The organism is Pseudaquidulcibacter saccharophilus, assembly GCF_019455445.1.
In the GTDB taxonomy this organism is placed as follows: Bacteria; Pseudomonadota; Alphaproteobacteria; order Caulobacterales; family Aquidulcibacteraceae; genus Pseudaquidulcibacter; species Pseudaquidulcibacter saccharophilus.
Genome location: NZ_JAHWUS010000001.1, coordinates 968,639 through 988,160 on the forward strand (window position 1 = coordinate 968,639; position 19,522 = coordinate 988,160).

At 42.4% G+C, this 19,522-nt stretch carries 19 protein-coding genes and 1 tRNA gene; 9 read left to right on the forward strand and 11 right to left on the reverse strand.

The window, feature by feature from the left end; all coding sequences use genetic code 11:
* The first annotated feature begins 12 nt into the window (after positions 1-12).
* Entirely contained in the window at positions 13-600 is a 588-nt protein-coding gene (locus KXV15_RS04595) for a hypothetical protein (protein WP_240006975.1), read from the forward strand.
* Here KXV15_RS04595 and KXV15_RS04600 read toward each other — a convergent pair whose 3' ends face one another.
* The 3 genes from KXV15_RS04600 to folP all read right to left on the reverse strand — a co-directional run bounded on the left by KXV15_RS04600 (position 601) and on the right by folP (position 3,414).
* On the reverse strand, positions 601-2,022 hold the full coding sequence (locus tag KXV15_RS04600; RefSeq protein WP_240006976.1) for an FGGY family carbohydrate kinase: 1,422 nt from the start codon (positions 2,020-2,022) through the stop codon (positions 601-603). It abuts the gene before it with no gap.
* Positions 2,023-2,086: 64 nt separating this feature from the next.
* Complete coding sequence (locus KXV15_RS04605; protein ID WP_240006977.1) at positions 2,087-2,548, reverse strand: D-Ala-D-Ala carboxypeptidase family metallohydrolase; 462 nt, start codon at positions 2,546-2,548, stop codon at positions 2,087-2,089.
* Positions 2,549-2,601: 53 nt separating this feature from the next.
* Positions 2,602-3,414 carry a dihydropteroate synthase gene (gene folP, locus KXV15_RS04610; protein WP_240006978.1) on the reverse strand — a complete coding sequence of 271 codons (813 nt, stop codon included), beginning with the start codon at positions 3,412-3,414 and terminating at the stop codon, positions 2,602-2,604.
* Between the two features lie 270 nt (positions 3,415-3,684).
* Here folP and groES point away from each other — a divergent pair, with 270 nt between their 5' ends.
* The 4 genes from groES to KXV15_RS04630 all read left to right on the forward strand — a co-directional run bounded on the left by groES (position 3,685) and on the right by KXV15_RS04630 (position 7,127).
* Positions 3,685-3,972: a co-chaperone GroES gene (groES, locus tag KXV15_RS04615; RefSeq protein WP_240006979.1), complete on the forward strand. Its 288-nt coding sequence runs from the start codon at positions 3,685-3,687 to the stop codon at positions 3,970-3,972.
* A gap of 38 nt (positions 3,973-4,010) precedes the next feature.
* Positions 4,011-5,651 (forward strand): chaperonin GroEL, encoded by a 1,641-nt coding sequence (gene groL, locus KXV15_RS04620; protein WP_240006980.1) that lies wholly within the window; start codon positions 4,011-4,013, stop codon positions 5,649-5,651.
* Positions 5,652-5,904: 253 nt separating this feature from the next.
* Positions 5,905-6,519 (forward strand): TetR/AcrR family transcriptional regulator, encoded by a 615-nt coding sequence (locus KXV15_RS04625; RefSeq protein WP_240006981.1) that lies wholly within the window; start codon positions 5,905-5,907, stop codon positions 6,517-6,519.
* 107 nt (positions 6,520-6,626) lie between these two features.
* Positions 6,627-7,127: a 6-pyruvoyl trahydropterin synthase family protein gene (locus KXV15_RS04630; protein WP_240006982.1), complete on the forward strand. Its 501-nt coding sequence runs from the start codon at positions 6,627-6,629 to the stop codon at positions 7,125-7,127.
* On the opposite strand, the gene KXV15_RS04635 is transcribed toward KXV15_RS04630, so the two are convergent.
* Both KXV15_RS04635 and KXV15_RS04640 read right to left on the reverse strand, forming a co-directional pair.
* Positions 7,128-7,475, reverse strand: a complete 348-nt coding sequence (locus KXV15_RS04635; RefSeq protein ID WP_240006983.1) for a dihydroneopterin aldolase — start codon at positions 7,473-7,475, stop codon at positions 7,128-7,130.
* Between the two features lies 1 nt (position 7,476).
* On the reverse strand, positions 7,477-8,247 hold the full coding sequence (locus tag KXV15_RS04640; RefSeq protein WP_240006984.1) for an SDR family NAD(P)-dependent oxidoreductase: 771 nt from the start codon (positions 8,245-8,247) through the stop codon (positions 7,477-7,479).
* A 209-nt stretch (positions 8,248-8,456) separates the two neighbouring features.
* On the opposite strand from KXV15_RS04640, the gene KXV15_RS04645 reads away from it, so the two are divergent.
* Positions 8,457-9,071 (forward strand): TetR/AcrR family transcriptional regulator, encoded by a 615-nt coding sequence (locus KXV15_RS04645; RefSeq protein WP_240006985.1) that lies wholly within the window; start codon positions 8,457-8,459, stop codon positions 9,069-9,071.
* A 61-nt stretch (positions 9,072-9,132) separates the two neighbouring features.
* Here KXV15_RS04645 and acs read toward each other — a convergent pair whose 3' ends face one another.
* Complete coding sequence (acs, locus tag KXV15_RS04650; protein WP_240006986.1) at positions 9,133-11,073, reverse strand: acetate--CoA ligase; 1,941 nt, start codon at positions 11,071-11,073, stop codon at positions 9,133-9,135.
* A gap of 361 nt (positions 11,074-11,434) precedes the next feature.
* Between acs and KXV15_RS04655 the strand changes: the two genes are divergently transcribed.
* Complete coding sequence (locus KXV15_RS04655; protein WP_240006987.1) at positions 11,435-12,652, forward strand: pentapeptide repeat-containing protein; 1,218 nt, start codon at positions 11,435-11,437, stop codon at positions 12,650-12,652.
* 74 nt (positions 12,653-12,726) lie between these two features.
* Complete coding sequence (locus KXV15_RS04660; RefSeq protein ID WP_240006988.1) at positions 12,727-13,473, forward strand: creatininase family protein; 747 nt, start codon at positions 12,727-12,729, stop codon at positions 13,471-13,473.
* Here the strand turns inward: KXV15_RS04660 and KXV15_RS04665 are convergent.
* The 5 genes from KXV15_RS04665 to KXV15_RS04685 all read right to left on the reverse strand — a co-directional run bounded on the left by KXV15_RS04665 (position 13,470) and on the right by KXV15_RS04685 (position 18,482).
* Entirely contained in the window at positions 13,470-14,552 is a 1,083-nt protein-coding gene (locus KXV15_RS04665) for a DUF2336 domain-containing protein (RefSeq protein WP_240006989.1), read from the reverse strand. The genes KXV15_RS04660 and KXV15_RS04665 overlap by 4 nt on opposite strands.
* A gap of 103 nt (positions 14,553-14,655) precedes the next feature.
* Positions 14,656-16,053, reverse strand: a complete 1,398-nt coding sequence (locus KXV15_RS04670) for a PAN domain-containing protein (RefSeq protein ID WP_240006990.1) — start codon at positions 16,051-16,053, stop codon at positions 14,656-14,658.
* A gap of 72 nt (positions 16,054-16,125) precedes the next feature.
* Positions 16,126-17,961, reverse strand: a complete 1,836-nt coding sequence (locus KXV15_RS04675; protein WP_240006991.1) for an ABC-F family ATP-binding cassette domain-containing protein — start codon at positions 17,959-17,961, stop codon at positions 16,126-16,128.
* Positions 17,962-18,015: 54 nt separating this feature from the next.
* Positions 18,016-18,255 carry a GIY-YIG nuclease family protein gene (locus KXV15_RS04680; RefSeq protein WP_240006992.1) on the reverse strand — a complete coding sequence of 80 codons (240 nt, stop codon included), beginning with the start codon at positions 18,253-18,255 and terminating at the stop codon, positions 18,016-18,018.
* A 150-nt stretch (positions 18,256-18,405) separates the two neighbouring features.
* Positions 18,406-18,482: transfer RNA gene (locus KXV15_RS04685), tRNA-Ile, on the reverse strand.
* Between the two features lie 210 nt (positions 18,483-18,692).
* Here KXV15_RS04685 and KXV15_RS04690 point away from each other — a divergent pair.
* Positions 18,693-19,436, forward strand: a complete 744-nt coding sequence (locus tag KXV15_RS04690; protein ID WP_240006993.1) for an SIMPL domain-containing protein — start codon at positions 18,693-18,695, stop codon at positions 19,434-19,436.
* Positions 19,437-19,522: the final 86 nt, after the last annotated feature.

Genomic DNA, 19,522 nt, shown 5'->3' on the forward strand with positions numbered 1-19,522 from the left:
GGAAGGTGGGAAATGTTTAGAAAAATCATCACATTATTAGGTTTTGTAGGCTTGGCAGGGTGCACAACGGTTACTGCACCATTACCCAATGCCGTGTCTGATTGGCCGTTTGATAATAAAGATAAGGTGACCTTTGTCCTTAGCGAAGACGCGGTTATAAATGCTGACAAGACTGGCGCAACCGGCGACAAAAGCAATGGTGACGTTCTTTTGATTGATATACAGAAGAATAGCCCGGCCAATGAATTATCGTATCTTGATAATAATCAGCTTCATAAGGCAAAAATCTGGTTTAAAAAGTCGCCAACTGAAAAAGATACTTATGCCTTTGCTTTCTCTTTGCCTCTTTCTGAAAAAGATAAGCCTGAGACCGCCGAAGACATCGAAATGATGAATACCGCAATTTATTCGCGCGGTGTATTTGTGAAAAAAGAAGGACAAATGATTTTCCAAACCTATGTCCTTCAATGCCCGGCGGATAGGGTGCAAAAACAAACTGATTGCCCTTATAAAACTGAGGCAGAGGCATGGAATGCCGCGTTAACTCTGCCAATTGATGGCGATAGTGAAAAAGACAATATTCCGTTTATTGTAAAATAATCATGCCTTAGCAACCGCATTTTGCCAACCTTTTATAAGGTTTTGCCTTAATTCAGTTGGCATTTGCGGTTTATAGGTTTTGGCGGTTATTATATCTGCTGATGAATTGATGATTGCAATTCGGGCCGCACCCATTGCGGTCATTTCAAGATTATCTGGTTTTTCAACGATAATATTGCAAATATCGGCAAGGAACTGGCAAAAGAATTCATTATGAACCATGCCACCGTCAATTCGCATTACTTCTATATTTACTCCATCATTTTTTAATGCCTCAAGTAAATCAAGGGTTTGGTAGGCGCTTGCCTCCAACGCGGCACGCACAATATGGGCGCGCCCCGTTTTACGCCCCAATCCAGTAATAATTCCGCGTGCATCCGTCCGCCAATGTGGGGCGCCAAGACCAGTAAAGGCCGGCACAAAATATACCCCGCCATTATCAGGAATGGATTTTGCCAATTCTTCGGTTTCATCGGCATTTTTAACCAACCCCAATTCATCACGAACATATTGAATTGCCGTTCCCGCATTTAAAACCGCTCCCTCTAGGGCATAATTGGTTTTGCCATTTATTCGATTTGCGACGGTCAAAAGCATTTTATTGCTGGAGTTTATCGGCTTATCCTCTAATTGCACCATTAAAAATGCACCTGTGCCAAAGGTGATTTTTGCCTGCCCGCTTGTGGAACAATTTTGCCCCATCAATGCAGCTTGTTGATCGCCCAAAATTCCAGTGATGGGGACGGGGGTGCCAAATAAATTTGTTTCGCCAAAATTAGCATCTGAAGCGCGGACTTCGGGCAAGATTTGCGGTGGGATGGAAAACATTGCCAATAATTCCATATCCCACTGGTTGGTGTGAATATTGAAAATGGCAGTGCGTGATGCGTTAGATGCATCAGTAGCGTGAACTTTGCCGCCGGTTAAATTCCAAACCAGCCAGCTATCGACAGTACCAAACGTAATTTCCCCCGCAACACAGCGTGCAAAAAGCCCATCAATATTTTGTAATAACCAACGGATTTTAAATGCGCTAAAATATGGATCTGCAAGAAGGCCTGTTTTTTCGTTTAAAATCTTTTCAAGACCATTGGCGCGTAATTCATCACCAAAATCTGCACCGCGCCTGTCTTGCCAAACAAGTGCGTTGTGAATTGGCCTTCCGGTTTTTCTTTCCCAAAGAATTGTGGTTTCGCGTTGGTTGGTTATGCCAATGCAATCAATTTCTTGCCCATTTGCCGCCTGTTTGGCGACTGCAAGCGTATTTTGCCAGATAATATTGGCATCCTGTTCAACAATGTCGGGGGACGGCGATATAAGCGGGACAGGCATTTGCACAAATTCCCCACGCGAGAAGTTTTTATTATAAACTGCTGCACGGGTTGACGATGTACCCTCATCAATTACCAGAATTTTTGCCATTTCCTGCCCCTATTTTATTTTAAATCAGGATGCCGTGATTTAATAAAGGTGACAATATGGAATTTCACCGCATCAACGGATTAAACCCCAATTCTTTTTTCCATAATTCAATAGCGTGGGGGTAATCCCATCTTCTTTTTCTGCCCATATCAAGGTGCATGAAGTTTACGCCAAAACCCATTCCGGTAAAACCGCATTGAATGGCGGCCTCATAAAGTGATTTCCGTGGATGGGGCTGTATTTTGATATCAATTGCGATTTCTTTTGTATGCATTGATTGGCTTGCACCGCCAACCGCGTGATTATGCCCCGCGCAACGTCGCCCCGAATTTATAATGATTGGCGCGCCTAAAGTGCGGCGCATTTTTTCCAGCGCATCAAGAAATTTGGGGGCATGGTAATATTCACCCTCGCAGAAGTGTTCGCAGTCACATTTTAATTCATCGACACTAAAATGTGACCAGCGCCAACCGGCTTGGTCAAACTCAAATGAATGCGTGTATAGTTTTTCGGTCTCTATTGTCATTATCAACTCCTATGGAGTGATAATGAGGGCAGGGGCGAACGTGGGGATAAGGTTTAATAATCAATCGCTTTGCGTGCTTCTATTGCTGCACGCACCAAAAATGCCTGATGGGTTTCATAGACATCATGTACGCGAACAATATCCGCACCATTATCCGCCCCAAAAAGCGCAATTGCCAATGAACCACCAACCCGTGATAGTGGATCCACAGCACTTTCATCAATTTTACCAATTAATGATTTACGTGATGCCCCAAGTAATACCGGGCAGCCCAAGGCCTGAAACCTGCTATGGCGTGAAAGCAGTGATAAATTATGTTCAAGCGTTTTGCCAAAGCCAATACCAACATCAAGAATGATGTTTTCGCGCTTCATTCCTGCTTGAATACATGCGCCGATACGTGCTGATAAAAATGCCAGAATATCGGTGCAAACATCCTTGTAGGCTGGATTATTTTGCATGGTTTCTGGATCACCACCAGAATGCATTATCACAACAGGAACGCCAAGTTTCACTGCGGTTTCCAATGAATTATCGCTAAATGTCAATGCGCTTACATCATTCCAAATATTGGCGCCGGCTTTTATTGCGGCTGTGGCAACTTCGGGTTTACGGGTGTCGATTGAAATTAAAACATCAGAATTTGCGCGGATTTTTTCAATCAACGGAACAACGCGCTTAATTTCTTCTTCTACTGATACTTCTTTTGCGCCAGGACGTGTGCTTTCGCCGCCAATATCAACGATATCCGCGCCATCTTTTATAAGTTTAAGCGCGTGTTCAAGCGCAATTTCGGTGTCAAAAAACCGACCACCGTCAGAGAAACTATCCGGCGTGGCATTAACAATACCCATAATCATAGGCATTTTGCGATTTTTAAAAATGATTTGCATTAGGGCTTATTACAATGTTTTGAGAAAATACAAGTAATAAATGGCAGAAGCAATTCTTTGAGGCGCATTTGTTTTTGTTATGCGTCAGGTTTTACAAAAACTTCTTGCAGTAAACCCTTGACTCTTTGCTCCCGCAATCCTACCTCAGGCTTGTTAGCAGTCGAGTGGGGTGAGTGCTAATTTATCCCCGTGATGTTTTGCTAATTTATATTTTTCTGAAACTCATACAAAGGGAGTATTTCTATGAGCTTTCGTCCATTAGGTGACCGCGTTTTGGTAAAACGCACTGAAGAAGAAACTAAAACTGCCGGTGGTATCATCATTCCTGATACCGCAAAGGAAAAGCCACAAGAAGGCGAAATTATCGCTGTTGGTTCTGGCGTTCGTGACGAAGATGGCAAATTTGTTGCTCTTGAAGTTAAAGTTGGCGACAAAGTGCTTTTCGGCAAATGGTCTGGAACAGAAGTTAAAATCGACGGTCAAGACCTGTTGATTATGAAAGAGACCGATATTCTTGGTATTTTGGCTTAGTATTCTGGGCTAATAAAAATTTTTAATTGGAGATAAAAATGGCTGCTAAAACAGTTAATTTCGGTTCTGATGCCCGCGAAAAAATGTTGCAGGGTGTGGACATTCTTGCGAATGCGGTAAAAGTTACCCTTGGCCCTAAAGGTCGTTTCGTTGTTATCGAAAAATCTTTCGGCGCACCACGCACCACCAAAGACGGTGTATCAGTTGCCAAAGAAATCGAACTTGAAGACAAGTTTCAAAACCTTGGCGCACAGCTTCTTCGTGAAGTTGCGTCAAAAACCAATGACATTGCTGGTGACGGTACTACTACTGCAACCGTTCTTGCCCAAGCAATCGTTCGCGAAGGCATGAAAGCTGTTTCATCTGGTCGTAACCCTATGGATCTTAAACGCGGTATCGACAAAGCGGTTGCTGATGTTGTTGCGGATCTTCAAGATTCTGCGAAAAAAGTTTCTGGTTCAGAAGAAATTGCCCAAGTTGGTACAATCTCTGCAAACGGTGAAGCGTCAATCGGTCAAATGATTGCCGACGCCATGAGCAAAGTTGGCAATGAAGGCGTTATCACTGTTGAAGAAGCTAAATCAGCTGATACCGAACTTGACGTTGTTGAAGGTATGCAATTCGACCGTGGTTATTTGTCACCATATTTCGTGACCAATGCCGACAAAATGGAAGCAATTCTTGAAGATCCAATGATTTTGATTTTCGAGAAAAAAATCGGTTCTTTGCAACCAATGTTGCCAATTTTGGAAGCAGTTGTTCAAAACGGTCGCCCGCTTTTGATTATTGCTGAAGATGTAGAAGGTGAAGCACTTGCAACACTTGTTGTAAACAAACTTCGCGGTGGCTTGAAAGTATGTGCGGTTAAAGCACCTGGCTTTGGCGATCGTCGTAAAGCAATGCTTGAAGACCTTGCAATCTTGACCGGTGGTCAAGTTATTTCTGAAGATTTGGGCATCAAACTTGAAACCGTTACTTTGGACATGCTTGGTACTGCGAAAAAAGTAACCGTGAAAAAAGACGATACAACCATCGTTGACGGTGCCGGCTCTAAAGAAGAAATCGAAGCACGCGTTGCGCAAATCAAACGCCAAATCGAAGAAACTTCTTCTGATTATGACCGTGAAAAACTTCAAGAACGTCTTGCTAAATTAGCCGGCGGTGTTGCTGTTATCCGTGTTGGCGGCATGACAGAAGTTGAAGTTAAAGAGCGCAAAGACCGCGTTGATGATGCATTGAACGCAACCCGCGCAGCGGTTGAAGAAGGTATCGTCCCTGGTGGTGGTACTGCACTTCTTCGCGCTTCTGAAGCAATCAAAGTTGAAGGCATCAATGACGACGAAAACGCAGGTATTGCAATCGTTCGCCGCGCACTTCAATCACCTATCCGCCAAATCGTTGAAAACGCTGGCGTTGAAGGTTCAATCGTTGTTTCAAAAATTCTTGAAAACAAAGATCGTGCTTTCGGCTTTAACGCGCAAACCGAAGAATATGTTGATATGGTAAAAGCGGGCATCATCGACCCAATGAAAGTAGTTCGTACTGCTCTTCAAGATGCTGCTTCTGTTGCTGCTCTTATCATCACTACTGAGGCTGCGATTGTTGATGCACCTAAGAAAGATGCTGGAATGCCTGCAATGCCGGGTGGCATGGGCGGCATGGGTGGTATGGACTTCTAATCACCCAAATAAAATTTAATATTTAAAGACCGCTGATAGTATATCAGCGGTCTTTTTTTTGCTAAATTTGAAATAAAATGGAGTATTTAAAGTAAAAAAGGTGCTTATACTGCAATTTTTTTTGTAATACCGTTGAGTAACTGAATAAACAGCTATTCATGGTTAATAAAATGTTCAAAAATCCCACAAAAATTTAACATGAATTAATTTATGTTATAAATATAAACAAAACGATGGTCTTGGGATTGATATATTGGACGCTATAAGTAAATCTATTGCAAAGGATAGAAGGCAGCAAATTATTGATGCCGCGAGTGAATTATTCGGTAAACAGGGTTATTACGGAACCCGCATGACTGATATTGCGGATTATATTGGTGTTACAAAGCCGGTGGTTTATCGCTATTTCGATTCCAAAGAAAAACTGTTTGCAGAATGGTTTGAAGAAGTAATTACAGATGAATATGATCAATTAATTGATTATATTAATAATTCTAAAGATAGTGCACGCGTTGTTACTAAAAAAATTCTCGAAACTTATTACGATATGATTTTGAGTTCATTCATCCTAACCCCTTATAAAATCGCCATTATGGAGGCGGGGGTTTGCCCAGAAATTACAAAGGTTGTTTATGATAAAATGCAGGCCCGCTTTCTTGAAGCGGTTAACGCATTGTTTGAACGCGCGCAAAAAAGCAAAGAATTAAAAATAAATGATTCAATGTTATTGGCGCATTTATTCATTTCACCAATATGTGGAAGCTTGGTTCATTACACTGTATTTGGGTATAGTGCGGTTAATCCAGAACGCCTTAAAAAATTCTATGACGCCCACCATGAATCATTTTGGTTTTCTTGGGCTGTATAAAGACGAAACGGCACATTTGTGCCGAATATCTTTGCTATAAACAAAATCTTGCTTTATAGGGCGTGTCCGCGAATGCGGGCATTTTTTTTAAGGTTTTGGGGGCCATCGTGGCAGACATTAATAAAGACCAATCTAATTATGTATTTGGCGTAGTGAAAAATTACGACCATGCTTTGGGGCTATCGGTTTGTTTTCGCCAATGGTCGGATAGTTCGCACTGCCATTTTTTGCATGGCTATGCGTTACGAGTGTCTTTGGAATTTGTATCCCTAGAGCTTGATAGCAGGAATTGGGTAATTCCGTTTGGCGGCCTAAAAGAAATTAAACAATATCTGGTCGATAATTTTGATCACAAGACTTTTGTTGCCGAAACTGACCCTGAACTTGAGATGTTCAAGCAATTGCACGAAAAACAAATTATAGATTTGCTTGTAGTTCCTGCCCTAAGCGTTGAATTATTTGCCAAAATGATTTTTGAGCGTGTAAGTGAATGGCTAGAAGCGGGTAGGGCACAATATGGCAATGCAGTTTTACGCAAAGTATCTGTGTCTGAACATGATGCCAATCATGGCTATTACGAAGATATAAACTGGCAACAAAAGCTGTAATTATCTTTTCCAACTCATTGCACAACCAACGCTTTCACAATTTGGATAGACATCGGGCTTTTCGGTGGTGATTTTCATTGCAATTAATTGCGGGTTGGTTTTGCAAATATCAATCATCTGTTCGCATAAGGTTTCTTGCAGATTGAAATGTTGTTGCAATCGTAATTTATCTAGTTCCGCCACCAAAAAATCATAATTAAGAACATTTTCAATATCATCATTGAAAGTTGTTTTGTTGACCACAAGTTCAATGTTAATAATCAGGCGCTGGCGTGCTGCCTTTTCAAAATCATGTATCCCAATTGAAAAGTCCGCCTGATAGTTTTTTAAAAATAAAGTATAGGTCAAATTAACTCTCTCTGATAAGGAACATAACATCGCGTTCTTGGGGGATTAAATGCTGCCCGCAATCAACGTGAATGGTTTGCCCATTGGCAATATTGGTGTTTACAAGCATCATTGCGGCATTGGCAATTGCCTGTGCTGAAACCGGCTTTTGTAAAAGATTCATTTTACAGGTTTTTGCAAATTCTTCTTCGGTTTGATCCCCGCTTTGCAAAGTAATACCGGGCGAAATATTATTTATTCGTATGCCTTGTTTATCCATTTCCATTACAAGCATTGCCATTGCACCCGATAATGCGAATTTTGAAATCGTATATGAAAAATAATCGGGGTTAAGGTTTTCAAGCTTTTGATCAAGAATATTTATAACATTTCGTGGGAATGATTTATCGCCGTATTTTGCAAAGGCCTGTGTAATCAAAATGGGGGAAAGGCAATTTACCATCATTGCCGCATCGAAAATTTGTTTATCTGCGGCCTTGGCATCATCATATTCAAATATGGCGGCATTATTTATTATGACACGTAAATCAGGATAATTTACGCACAATTCTTTGATAATATTGTCGATTTTATCTGGCTGATTTAAGTCAAAACAAATTGTTTCTGCGCTGCCACCAGATTCATTGATTTGTTTGGCAAGGCTTTGGGCATTTGTTTCCGACTTGTTGTAATGTATTAAAACGCGCCAACCGTTTTGCGCGAAATGTTTGCATATGCATTCGCCAATTCTTTTCGCGCCGCCAGTTACCAATATAGTTTTTGAATACATCATCAAGCCATAACACTAAATTATTTTGTCCGCAAATATGATTTAAAAATCAAGAATTTCTGTTGGTTTTATGTTAATTTCGAGTGAAGTAAAAAATGAATTAGTATAAGCGTTTAACCTTATGCAACTAATGGTTAAATATTTATTTGTTGTATTTGGACTTTTACTATCCAATTACTTTTAATGTTTTTTGGTAACTTTGTGTGGCGATAATGATTGAAGAAAAAAAATTTCATCACGGCAACCTAAAAGATGAATTAATTGGTGCGTCAATTAATTTTGTATCGACACAAAAAAATACCGAAATTTCAATGCGTGAAATTGCCAATTCATTGGGTGTTACCCATGCCGCGGTTTATCGCCATTTTGAATCAAAGAATGAGTTATTGGCTGCGGTGGCGGCAAATGGATATTTGCTTTTGGCAAAATGTCTTGATGATGAGTTTCAAAAAAGCAAAAACCTACGCCCACGGCCGTTATTATTTGGTATGCTGAACGCCTATATTGATTTTGCCCTTGAAAATGAGGGGTATTACCGCACGATGTTCAATCGTGAAGTGATGAAATCAAATGATGAGGATTTAGCGCAGGCGATTGCCCAATGCCGTTTGCCAATTAATATGGTAATCGAAAGAATTTCACAAAAAAATGGTTTTAAGGACACGTTGTTAATTGCCACCTTGGCCAATGATATTTGGTCCTTCTTGCATGGTTATATAACACTTGTGATTGATGGCCTGCTTGATGACAGTAGCGTGCCAAGCCAAACCCCAAAAATTTCAAAACAAAATTATGTGAACCTTATTGTAAATTCCATTTTAATATAAATGCCGCCGGTGTTTCCACGCGGCGGCATCTCTCCTGATAGGCAATTATTAAACTTTGCTTTTAATCTTTTTTGTTTTGGCGATTTTCAATCAAATCATCAACAACTGATGGATCGGCAAGGGTTGAAGTATCACCCAATGCACCAAAATCATCCTCGGCAATTTTACGCAAGATACGGCGCATAATTTTACCAGAGCGGGTTTTTGGCAAGCCGATTGTTGCAAACTGAATTTTATCAGGGCTTGCAATTGGACCAATATGTTGGCGAACCCATGACACAAGCTCCTTGCGCAATTCGTCTGATGGCTCATCACCAAGGTTAAGGGTTACATAGGCATAGATACCTTGGCCTTTGATGTCGTGCGGATAACCAACCACAGCAGCCTCGGCAACTTTACCATGCGATACCAATGCAGACTCGATTTCAGCAGTACCAAAGCGGTGACCAGAAACGTTGATAACATCATCCACGCGACCAGTAATCCAGAAATAGCCATCCTCATCACGGCGCGCACCGTCACCAGTAAAGTAATAGCCTTTATAGGTGGTGAAATAGGTGGTGAAGAAGCGGTAATGGTCGTTATAGATGGTGCGCATCTGACCTGGCCAAGAATCTTTGATGATAAGGTTGCCTTCGGTTGCGCCTTCAAGCTCTTTTCCTTCGGCATCAACCAATGCAGGCTGCACGCCAAAAAATGGCAAGGTTGCCGAACCTGGTTTCAATGTGGTTGCACCCGGAAGTGGGGTAATCATTGCACCACCAGTTTCAGTTTGCCACCATGTATCAACAATCGGGCAACGGCTGTCGCCTGGTACTTCGTAATACCAGCGCCATGCTTCTGGGTTGATAGGCTCGCCAACAGAACCAAGGATACGTAGTGATTTACGAGAAGTTTTCTTAACCGGCTCATCGCCATCACGCATAAGTGCGCGGATTGCAGTTGGCGCAGTATAGAAAATATTTACTTGGTGCTTATCAACAACTTCCCAGAAACGTGAAGCATCAGGGTATGAAGGCACACCTTCAAACATTAATGTAGTCGCGCCATTCGCAAGCGGGCCATAAACGATATAAGAGTGACCGGTTACCCAACCCACATCCGCAGTACACCAATAAATTTCACCGTCTTTGTAATCAAAAACATATTTATGGGTCAAAGAGGCATGAAGCAAATAGCCACCAGTAGTGTGCAATACGCCCTTTGGTTTGCCGGTTGAGCCAGAAGTATAAAGGATGAAAAGCGGTGTTTCCGCAGGGTATGCAATCGGCTCACAACGCGGTGAAACGTGGCGCGAAGCATCATGGTAATAAACGTCACGACCCGCCATCATGTTTACTGGATCGCCAGTACGTGCCACCACCAAAATATGCTCAAGCACAGGGCACATAGATGCCGCAATATCGGCATTTGCTTTTAGTGGAACGGTTTTGCCGCCACGAACCGAAAAGTCAGCGGTAATTAGAAGCTTACTGTCGCAGTCTTCGATACGTTGCGCCAATGATTCGGCACTGAAGCCACCAAAAACCACAGAGTGAATTGCACCAATACGGGTACAAGCAAGCATTGCAAATGCCGCCTCTGGAATCATTGGAAGATAAATTGTAACGCGGTCGCCCTTATGCACGTTCAATGAACGTAGGGTATTTGCCCATTTAGAAACTTCAAGATGAAGCTGTTTATAGGTATAGGTTTTGCTTTCCTTTGGGTTGTCGCCTTCCCAAATAATTGCAATTTGTTCACCACGCGTTTCAAGGTGGCGGTCAATACAATTGTAAGAAACGTTTAATTCGCCGTCTTTAAACCATTCAATGCCAAAAGTATCTTCATCAAATGATGTGGTTTTGATTTGGGTTGGCTCTTTAAACCAATCTAATGTTTTCGCCTGTTCCGCCCAAAAAGTATCTGGGTCGGTAATAGACTGTTTGTACATTTCCTCATATTTTTCTTTGTTAATATGGGCATTTGCCGCCAAGTCTGCGGGAGGTGCGTAATTAGACATATTTGGTATTCCTCAATATAAACCTTGTTTGGGTGAACCCTAGTTTTTAATTTGTTGTTCTAACGGATGGCTCATTTGCAAGATTTCATAGCTTGTAGTCAACTACTACTTTGGTGCTATGCAGTTTTTTTATTATTTTACACAAGGCATTACATTAGTAAAAACCTATTATTAGCAAGTAATAATAAGAATTAAATTGCATCAATGTTCGAATAATTTTGAGGCATTTTATATTATTTTCACCCTTAGAGAGTAAATAGTATTATTTTCTTAATAAAATAATGATTTACCTGAGCTTCAAAACATCTATATATTTGTTTTTCTTAAATAATATAACAGGTCAGGGAGAATATAATTATAAATGACTGTTAATTATCTTAAAATCGATGACGCGATTCTTGCGGAATTGATTAACATGCACCGTTTGTTTCTTGCCAGAAATGGCGGAAAACGCCTTGTGCTACGGATGGCAGACTTTTCAAAGAAAGATTTATCGGGTGCCGATTTCACTGATGCAGACTTGACGGGGTGCAACTTTGAACATGCGCGTTTGGTAAAGGCAAAGTTTAATCGTGCGGTTCTTACGGGTGCAAACTTCCGCAATGCCGATTTAAAATCTGCTAGTATGCATCGGGCGGACGTGCGCGGCGCATATCTTGCGGGGGCTGATATGTCGTTCGCAGATCTGTCAGAAGTCGATTTCCGTGAGGGCGTGGTCGCATACAGTGATAAGGTAAATGGCTTTACCGTTATAAAGCATAAAAAAATTGCTGGTGATGCCGAAAGTGCCAATTTTACTGGTGCAACGCTTGACGCATCGCGTTTTAATGGTGCAGCAGCAAATGGCGCGGTCTTTCGTGATTGTTCGATGCGTGGTGCCAAGCTTACTGGTGCGCAATTGAAAAATGCTGATCTGGGTGGTGCCAATCTCGAAGGGGCGGATTTAAAAGGTGCGCGTCTTGAGGGGGCATTATTTCACGACGCAATTCTTACACGCACAGATTTTGGCGGTCGAATGCCAAGTGGTGATGCAATAAAGGGTGCATTATTATCGCCTGACGAAAAATCAATGGAATCTGTTGATGAATTAAAGGTAATGGCATCAGAGCATCAGGAATGGTGGAAAACCAATGGAAAATCTGGTCGCCACGCGAACTTTAGCAAGCGGGATTTACGCCCTTTGCCAACTTTTTTACGTGGCATGAATCTAACGGCGTTAACCGCAATTGAAGTTGTGGCAACCGGCATTATTTTCATGGAAGCCCAGTTGCAAGGTGCGAATTTTGAAAATGCCGATTTGCGCGGCGCGGTTTTTGTAAATTGCGATTTAAGGGGTGCGAGTTTTAAGGGTGCGCGTCTTGTAAAAGCTGATTTTCGTGGTGCGAATTTGTCGCCCCTGCCGGTAAATCAAACCACGATTAAACATGCTAGTTTTGATGGTGCAGAATTGCGTTATGCACGGTTTGATAAATCGAACCTAGAACAAGCAAGTTTTATGGAGGCTGATTTGCACGGTGCGATTTTTGCGGGTGCCAATCTGAAAGGCGCAAAACGCAGCCCACAGCCATCAGGAGCATAAAACATTTGCTTTGTTGTTTTGGTGCGCTAAATATTTGTTGACCAAATTAATTATACGCCAAAACAGGAAGATAAATGTTACTAACCACCGCCACATGGCAAGAAGTTGAACAACGCATTAAATCAGGCAAAACTGGAATTATCATTCCAATTGGTTCACATGAACAACATGGACCAACCGGATTAATCGGAACCGATGCCCTTTGCCCGCAATTAATTGCATATGAAGCAGAAAAAAATAATGATTTGCTTATTGGGCCAACTTTTGCGGTGGGGCAGGCACAACACCATATGGGGTTTGCGGGATCAATGGCGCTTAGACCGTCAACCATGATTGCAACCATTGTTGATTGGACGAATTCACTCGTTAAACACGGTTTTACGCATATTTACTGGCTTAATGGGCATGGCGGCAATTGTGCGACCATTAATGCGGCATTTTCTGAAACTTATTATCCATATTCATTCAAAAATGAAAAAGCGCCTTTTGCCCATAAAATGATGAATTGGTGGGAATTGCCAAATATCACCAAATTATGTTTTGAAATGTTCCCAACTGGGCATGGCTCACATGGTACAGCATCCGAAGTTGCTCTAACTTATTGGGGCTATCCAGAACGCGAGGTTTTGAACCAAATGGTGCTTGACCCGAAAATTGCCCCCGAAGGCCCAATTCGTGATGCAGTTGACTACCGCAATCGCTTTGCCGATGGCCGTATTTCATCCGACCCCACCCAAGCAAGCGTGGAGAAGGGCGCAAAAATCGCAGAAGTCGCTGTCGCGAGCCTAGTTGAAGATTTCGCGAAGTTTTTGGAAACCTAAGCCGCGTTTTTGGTAACGTTCATTCGAACTTGCATAAAGCGTAATGCACGACCTGCGGCATCGGTTGGAACATCATTGTATAGCTTGCCAAGTTTTTCGGCATTGCCCATACCTTCGTCACCTAAAACGAACACTGCAAGCGCAACAAAAAGCCCACGTTCCAAATCTTTGGCGCGGCACAACATTGCAAGGCCATCAATATCTTTGCGCTTAACAAGATTATCAATTGTTTGATAATCAAGGCCGCATAAATCTGCAAAAGCAAGACGGAATAAAGTATGGTCGCCGTTGCGCCAGATATTTGGTAATTGCTGCGGTGAGAAGCTATTGGTTGATTTCATAATCAATAATTTGCGTTCCATACGTTCGTAATCTTCTGGCAATGCCGAATTTCTGATTACGACGCGTTGTTTCGCTTTTTCCATTGCGCGGTTTAATTCTTCTGGGGTAACGTTCTGGTTACGCTCCATGATTTCTCGGCGTAGGTTCGGGCCAACCGTCATATAAACTTCGTTTAGGAATTCCAAAGGCACGCTTTGACGCATAACAAATGGGTGGTGTAATGCGGGGTTGGCTTCGGCACGTTCAACAACTTTTCCATAAGTTGTGTCACCAATTTTTGCGCCTTCGTTACGTAACAATGATGCAACAACATTATCATCACCATGATCAACCAAGGCATCAGAAACCGCTTCTGAAAGGGTTTCACGTTCGGTAACCGCTAATTGATATTGGGTTTCTTTGTCGGCAACGATTTGAATCAAGTCGCCGTCTGTAAATGATTTTGACGAACGAATGATTGGATATGCAACATCAATAGTGTCATTGGCAAGTGCAATCGCAAGCTCACGCGGGGCTTCGCCACCTTCAAACTTCATTGATAATTCTTTACGAACTTCTTGATTAAGTTCAAAGGCAACTTTTGCCATCAACTCGCCGAATAATGCGGTTTCAACCTGCGTTTTTTCTTCGGATTCAAAGAATAAATCGGTAATTTCGTTTAATAATTCACGTCTTCTCTCGGAGGAATCTACCTTGGCGACTTCCAATAATTTGGTATATCTTTGACCAATTTCCATATCGCCCCCTAATGTAGTCATCTGGCATTTACCAGAATAAAATAAGCATAATTATCATTACATAATTAAGTAAATAAAATGTGCAAAAAATAATTAATTACAATCATTTTCTGCGTAATGGACCATCGTTTTGGTTGTTGTCTGCGCTATCTTCGCTTGCCGGTTCGGCATATTCGTCAAGTTCGCGTTTAAATATTTTTGAAAACAAACCTTTCTTTTTAGGTTTTGTAGCGGCATCGGCCGTGTCTTCAGTTAAAATGTCTTTTTCGCTTACTTCCGGCGGTAGTGGGACAGGTGCAGAGTTTTCATAAATTTTTGCGGCCTGATTTGCATCAGACGTTTGTGCGATGCCTTGCCATTCAGATTCAACTGAATAACGCGGGCTTTTTTCATTTTTCAACATATCGCGGCGCATTGCAGCGGCATCAACCATACCATCCTTGTCGCGATATTTATCATATTCCATTTGGGTTTTTGCCGACGGACGAAGTGGCCCAAGATTGGCCTCTCGTACAGGTTTTGCCACAGCATCGATGTTTTGTTGTGCCGCCTGTTGTTGCATTGCCTGTTGTTGTAGGGCCTGTTGTTGTAGGGCCTGTTGTTGCATTAATTGTTGATTAGCCTGCTCTGTGGCGCGGGCAACCGAATATTCAGGAACTGGCTGTTTTGAATGGCTTTGATAATTTACGTCATTCGCCGAATAGCTTTGTTGTGGTGTGTTTGTTGGTTGTGCGTATGAATATTGCTGCTGTGGGGCAGGTGTCGGCGTGTATGTTTGCACCTGTGTAACCGGAACTTGTTGATATTGTTGCGGTTGTGGTGCTGGTGCCGGTTTATATTGCTGTGGTTGATAAGAAGCCTGTGGTTGGTATTGCGGTTGCGGATTGTATTTCTGCATTTGGCCTTGTTGCTGCTGATTATTTTCAGGGCGAACAAAGCTTATTGCGCCACCTTGTGGTGCCTGTTGCGTTTGGGGATTATATTGAACTTGCGGCTGTGGATTTGGGCGCGCGTTCCAGTTTGGTGTATTTGCCGCCGAGCCATAAGGAAGTGGCGTAACCGCATAATTTCCAGTGCCACGATTTTGATTATTTGTTACGTTTTGATAATTTGTAGCTGTGGTTTTTTGTGGGCTTGTTGCGTTAATGGGGGTGTTTGTCGGCGCACCCATTGATTGCGAACGGTGTGGAACGCCAGAAATCGCCCCAACCACATTCAAAGGTGTTTGTGATGATGTAAGTTGGCAAACATTGGCCATTGCCGCCTGGGTGTAATAAACAAATGAACCACAAGACATATTGGCCGCGCAGGCTTGTGCGCATTCTTGGATTGTCGCGGTGCGTGCCATGCCTTGCGGCACGTTATTGCTTGTAATTTGTGTATTATTAGCCATTTGGGCGTATTGGGCAAAGGCAAATGTCGTGGAAATTGCGGTCATTGCCACCAATGGCAAAGAAAAATAAAGACCTTTTTTAGGATTTAATTTCAACTTTACAGACACATTCTGCCCCTTAAAAAATGCAAATTGCGCAATTTTAAAGGCGATGTTTTCAATTATTCGGTTAAAATTAGATTAAGATTTAACCAATGTGGCTTTTTTCTCTTCTATCTCAAGCCATTCCATTTCATAATTATCAAGAATTTCTTTGGCATTGTCCAATTCTACACTAAGGCGGGTAAATTCATCGGGTGATTTGGCATAAAGACCGTCTTGGGACAATTTTTCTTCTAATTTGATAATTTTTTCTTCTAATTGCGGAATAAGCTTTTCAAGCTCAGAAAGGCGATACTCATCTTTATAGCTTAGCTTGGTTTGAACTTTTGGTGCGGCGGGCGGTGGTGGTGCTTTTTTGACCACCACTTTTTGCGGTTTATGGGTAATTAATTGCAGGTTTTGCGCTGATAAATCACTCCAGCCGCCGGCGGTTTCAAGCCATCTTCCATCACCGAGTGGGGCAAGGGTTGAGGTTACGACATGATCCAAAAATGCCCTATCATGGCTTACAAGAATGATTGTGCCATCATAATTTGCCAATACTTCTTCTAAAACATCCAAAGTATCCATGTCCAAATCGTTTGTCGGCTCATCGAGGACAAGGAAATTGCTAGGTCGCGCCATAGAAAGCGCAAGCATAACACGGTTACGCTCCCCACCTGAAAAAGAGCCAACCGGTTGGCGTAATTGTGCCGAAGAAAATAAGAAATCCTTGGCATAGGCGGCGACGTGACGCTGCACATCTTGCACCATAATCATATCGCCACCATGCGGGGCAAAAGTTTCCCAAAGTGTGGCTTTGGGGTCTAATTTTGCGCGTGATTGATCAAGGTATGAAAGCGTTAAGTTTTTGGCGCGGCGTATATTACCACTATCCGGGTTTAGTTCACCAACCAACATTTTTATTAGCGTTGATTTACCAATCCCGTTGGGGCCAACGATACCAATCCGGTCACCGCGTAAAATCCGAAGGTTGAAATCTTTGATAAGTGGGCGTTTTGCGTCAAAGGCCTTTTGAACATTTTTGGCCTCGAGAACCAGTTTGGATGATATGTCACCCGATTGCGCTTTAACATTTGCCGCAGCACCCGATAGGTTTGCCAAAACCTGCACACGTTGTTCACGCATTTCATAAAGCCTGCGTAAACGCCCCATATTTCTTGTCCGCCTTGCGGTAACACCGCGTGACAGCCAATGGGTTTCTTCTTTGAGACGTAAATCAAGTTTTTCAAGGGCGCGCGCTTCTTGTTGTTCAATATTTTCTGCCCATTCATCAAAGGCTTTGAACGATTGCCCCAGTTTCTTTGCCTTGCCATTCCTAAGCCATAGACATGATGTCGAAACATTTTCCAAAAAGGTTCTATCGTGCGAAATAAGAAGGATTGCGCCTTTATACGCCTTTAATTTTTCCTCTAATGCTTCGATGGCGGCAACGTCTAAATGGTTTGTTGGCTCATCAAGAAGCATCAAATCTGGTTCGGCGGCAAAAACCCGTGCCAAGGCGGCGCGGCGCGCTTCACCACCAGAAAGACCTTGAATATTTATGTTTTCTTCAAGGCCAAAATCATGAAGTGCGGCAATTGCCTGTGCGCGGACAATTCCTTGTTCACGTTCGTCATTATGGGTAGTGGGAATATCTTGGGAAACCCATTCGACAATGTCGGTAAAACCCGTAAAATCAGGTTCTTGGAATTGTGTGGAAATGGTTGCACCGGTGGCCAGTACGCGCTCACCCTGGTCAAATTCCATATGCCCAGAAATAATTTGCAAAAGCGTTGATTTGCCAACACCATTGGGCCCAACCAATGCCATGCGTTCACGCGTTAAAAGCGATAAATCAACACCCGAAAAAATCGGTTTTGCACCCCTTACAAGGCAAATATCTTTTAATTGAAGAACAATATCATTTGCCATGCGGCGAAGTTATCCCAATATACTTTTCAATATTACAAAAGGCGGCTTATATATTTATAAATGCTTTTTTGCAAATGCCCGCCCAGAGCCTGTTTTTAGATATTTTTCAAACTCTAAAGCTTTGATTTCATCATCAAAAGCAATGAATGATTTTAACTTCCATGGGCGATATTTTGAGGTGTGGGACACATCACCAGAGTTATGCTTTTTTAGGCGCTTTTCTAAATCGTCGGTAACGCCAGTATAATAATTATCAGGAAAAGAAATGCTTTGGAGGATGTAAACGTACTTCACGCGAAATATCCTTTAAAAGCTTTAGATATGATGTATTTGCTATGGCAAAAGTCCGCCTTCGCTAAAGCTACGGCGCGACAGCCTTCGCCCTTCACCTTCTGCTAGTCAAGCCTAAATGGCTTGCCGAGCCGAAGCCCGAAGGGCGAAGGCTGGTGGGTCTTGTTGGACTCGAACCAACGACCAGACCGTTATGAGCGGCCGGCTCTAACCAACTGAGCTAAAGACCCACGTTTAAAACCATGCAGTTTGAAAACCTAACTAATGGCGAAAATTGAAAAAGCCAAGTGCAAATGTTGGTGAAATCTGCAATCTGTTGCTGCTTAAAGTTAACAATGCCGCAAAAAAGCCTAAAATCGGTCCTTATTGGGAGCATTTTGTTACAATATTGTTCAGCTTCGACGCCCTATTAATGCAAAATATCCATTTAGGAGGAATTTATGAAAAATTTTAAAAAGAAACTTGGTTTAATGGCTGCTGCATCTGTTATGGCATCTGGGCTAATTGCAGGAAGTGCGTTTGCGCAAACTACTTGTTGCAATCAACCATCGCCAACCACGATGTTCATCAATGCCTCTGCTGAAATCAAACAAACGCCTGATTTGGCGATTGTTTCCGGTGGCGTAATCACACAGGCAAAAGATGCAAAAACCGCTATGGCAGATAATTCGCGTGCCATGAATGCGGCAATTGCCGCCATTAAAGCATCGGGAATTGCCGATAAAGACATTCAAACCAGTGGTTTCGCCATCAGCCCGCAATATGTATATGTTTCAAACAAACCACCAATTATCAAAGGCTATCAGGTATCGAATACTGTAACTGTACGCATTCATGATATGGCAAAAGTTGGCCCTGTGCTTGATTCTATGGTTGAAAAAGGCATGAATAATGTTTCTGGCCCTAATTTTACTATTGATGACCCCGATAAAGCCCTTGACGGCGCACGTGTTGAGGCGATGAAAAAAGCGCTTGCTCGTGCTGATTTATATGCAAAATCTGCGGGTATGAAAATCAAACGCATCACTTCAATCAGTGAAAGCGGTGGTTATGTTCCACAAGCCTATGCACCCGCACCAATGATGGCAAAGATGTCTATGGATTCTGCAGAAGCAGCACCGGTACAGGCTGGCGAGGTTTCAATGTCAGTAAATGTCAATGTCGGGTTTGAACTTGAAAAATAATTCACTAAATAAATTTGAGTTATTGGTTTAAAGAGAAACTTTAAACGGGTTCAAAGAAAATGACGAATAAAGGCGGAGCGGGTTCT

Coding starts and splice junctions, on each gene's coding strand:
- KXV15_RS04690 (WP_240006993.1), top strand. CDS start 18,693: ATGAAAAATTTTAAAAAGAAACTTGGTTTAATGGCTGCTGCATCTGTT.
- groES (WP_240006979.1), top strand. CDS start 3,685: ATGAGCTTTCGTCCATTAGGTGACCGCGTTTTGGTAAAACGCACTGAA.
- KXV15_RS04665 (WP_240006989.1), bottom strand. CDS start 14,552: ATGGAAATTGGTCAAAGATATACCAAATTATTGGAAGTCGCCAAGGTA.
- acs (WP_240006986.1), bottom strand. CDS start 11,073: ATGTCTAATTACGCACCTCCCGCAGACTTGGCGGCAAATGCCCATATT.
- KXV15_RS04640 (WP_240006984.1), bottom strand. CDS start 8,247: ATGATGTATTCAAAAACTATATTGGTAACTGGCGGCGCGAAAAGAATT.
- KXV15_RS04595 (WP_240006975.1), top strand. CDS start 13: ATGTTTAGAAAAATCATCACATTATTAGGTTTTGTAGGCTTGGCAGGG.
- folP (WP_240006978.1), bottom strand. CDS start 3,414: ATGCCTATGATTATGGGTATTGTTAATGCCACGCCGGATAGTTTCTCT.
- KXV15_RS04675 (WP_240006991.1), bottom strand. CDS start 17,961: ATGGCAAATGATATTGTTCTTCAATTAAAAGATATTTGCCTTGTAAGG.
- KXV15_RS04645 (WP_240006985.1), top strand. CDS start 8,457: ATGATTGAAGAAAAAAAATTTCATCACGGCAACCTAAAAGATGAATTA.
- KXV15_RS04660 (WP_240006988.1), top strand. CDS start 12,727: ATGTTACTAACCACCGCCACATGGCAAGAAGTTGAACAACGCATTAAA.
- KXV15_RS04655 (WP_240006987.1), top strand. CDS start 11,435: ATGACTGTTAATTATCTTAAAATCGATGACGCGATTCTTGCGGAATTG.
- groL (WP_240006980.1), top strand. CDS start 4,011: ATGGCTGCTAAAACAGTTAATTTCGGTTCTGATGCCCGCGAAAAAATG.
- KXV15_RS04600 (WP_240006976.1), bottom strand. CDS start 2,022: ATGGCAAAAATTCTGGTAATTGATGAGGGTACATCGTCAACCCGTGCA.
- KXV15_RS04605 (WP_240006977.1), bottom strand. CDS start 2,548: ATGACAATAGAGACCGAAAAACTATACACGCATTCATTTGAGTTTGAC.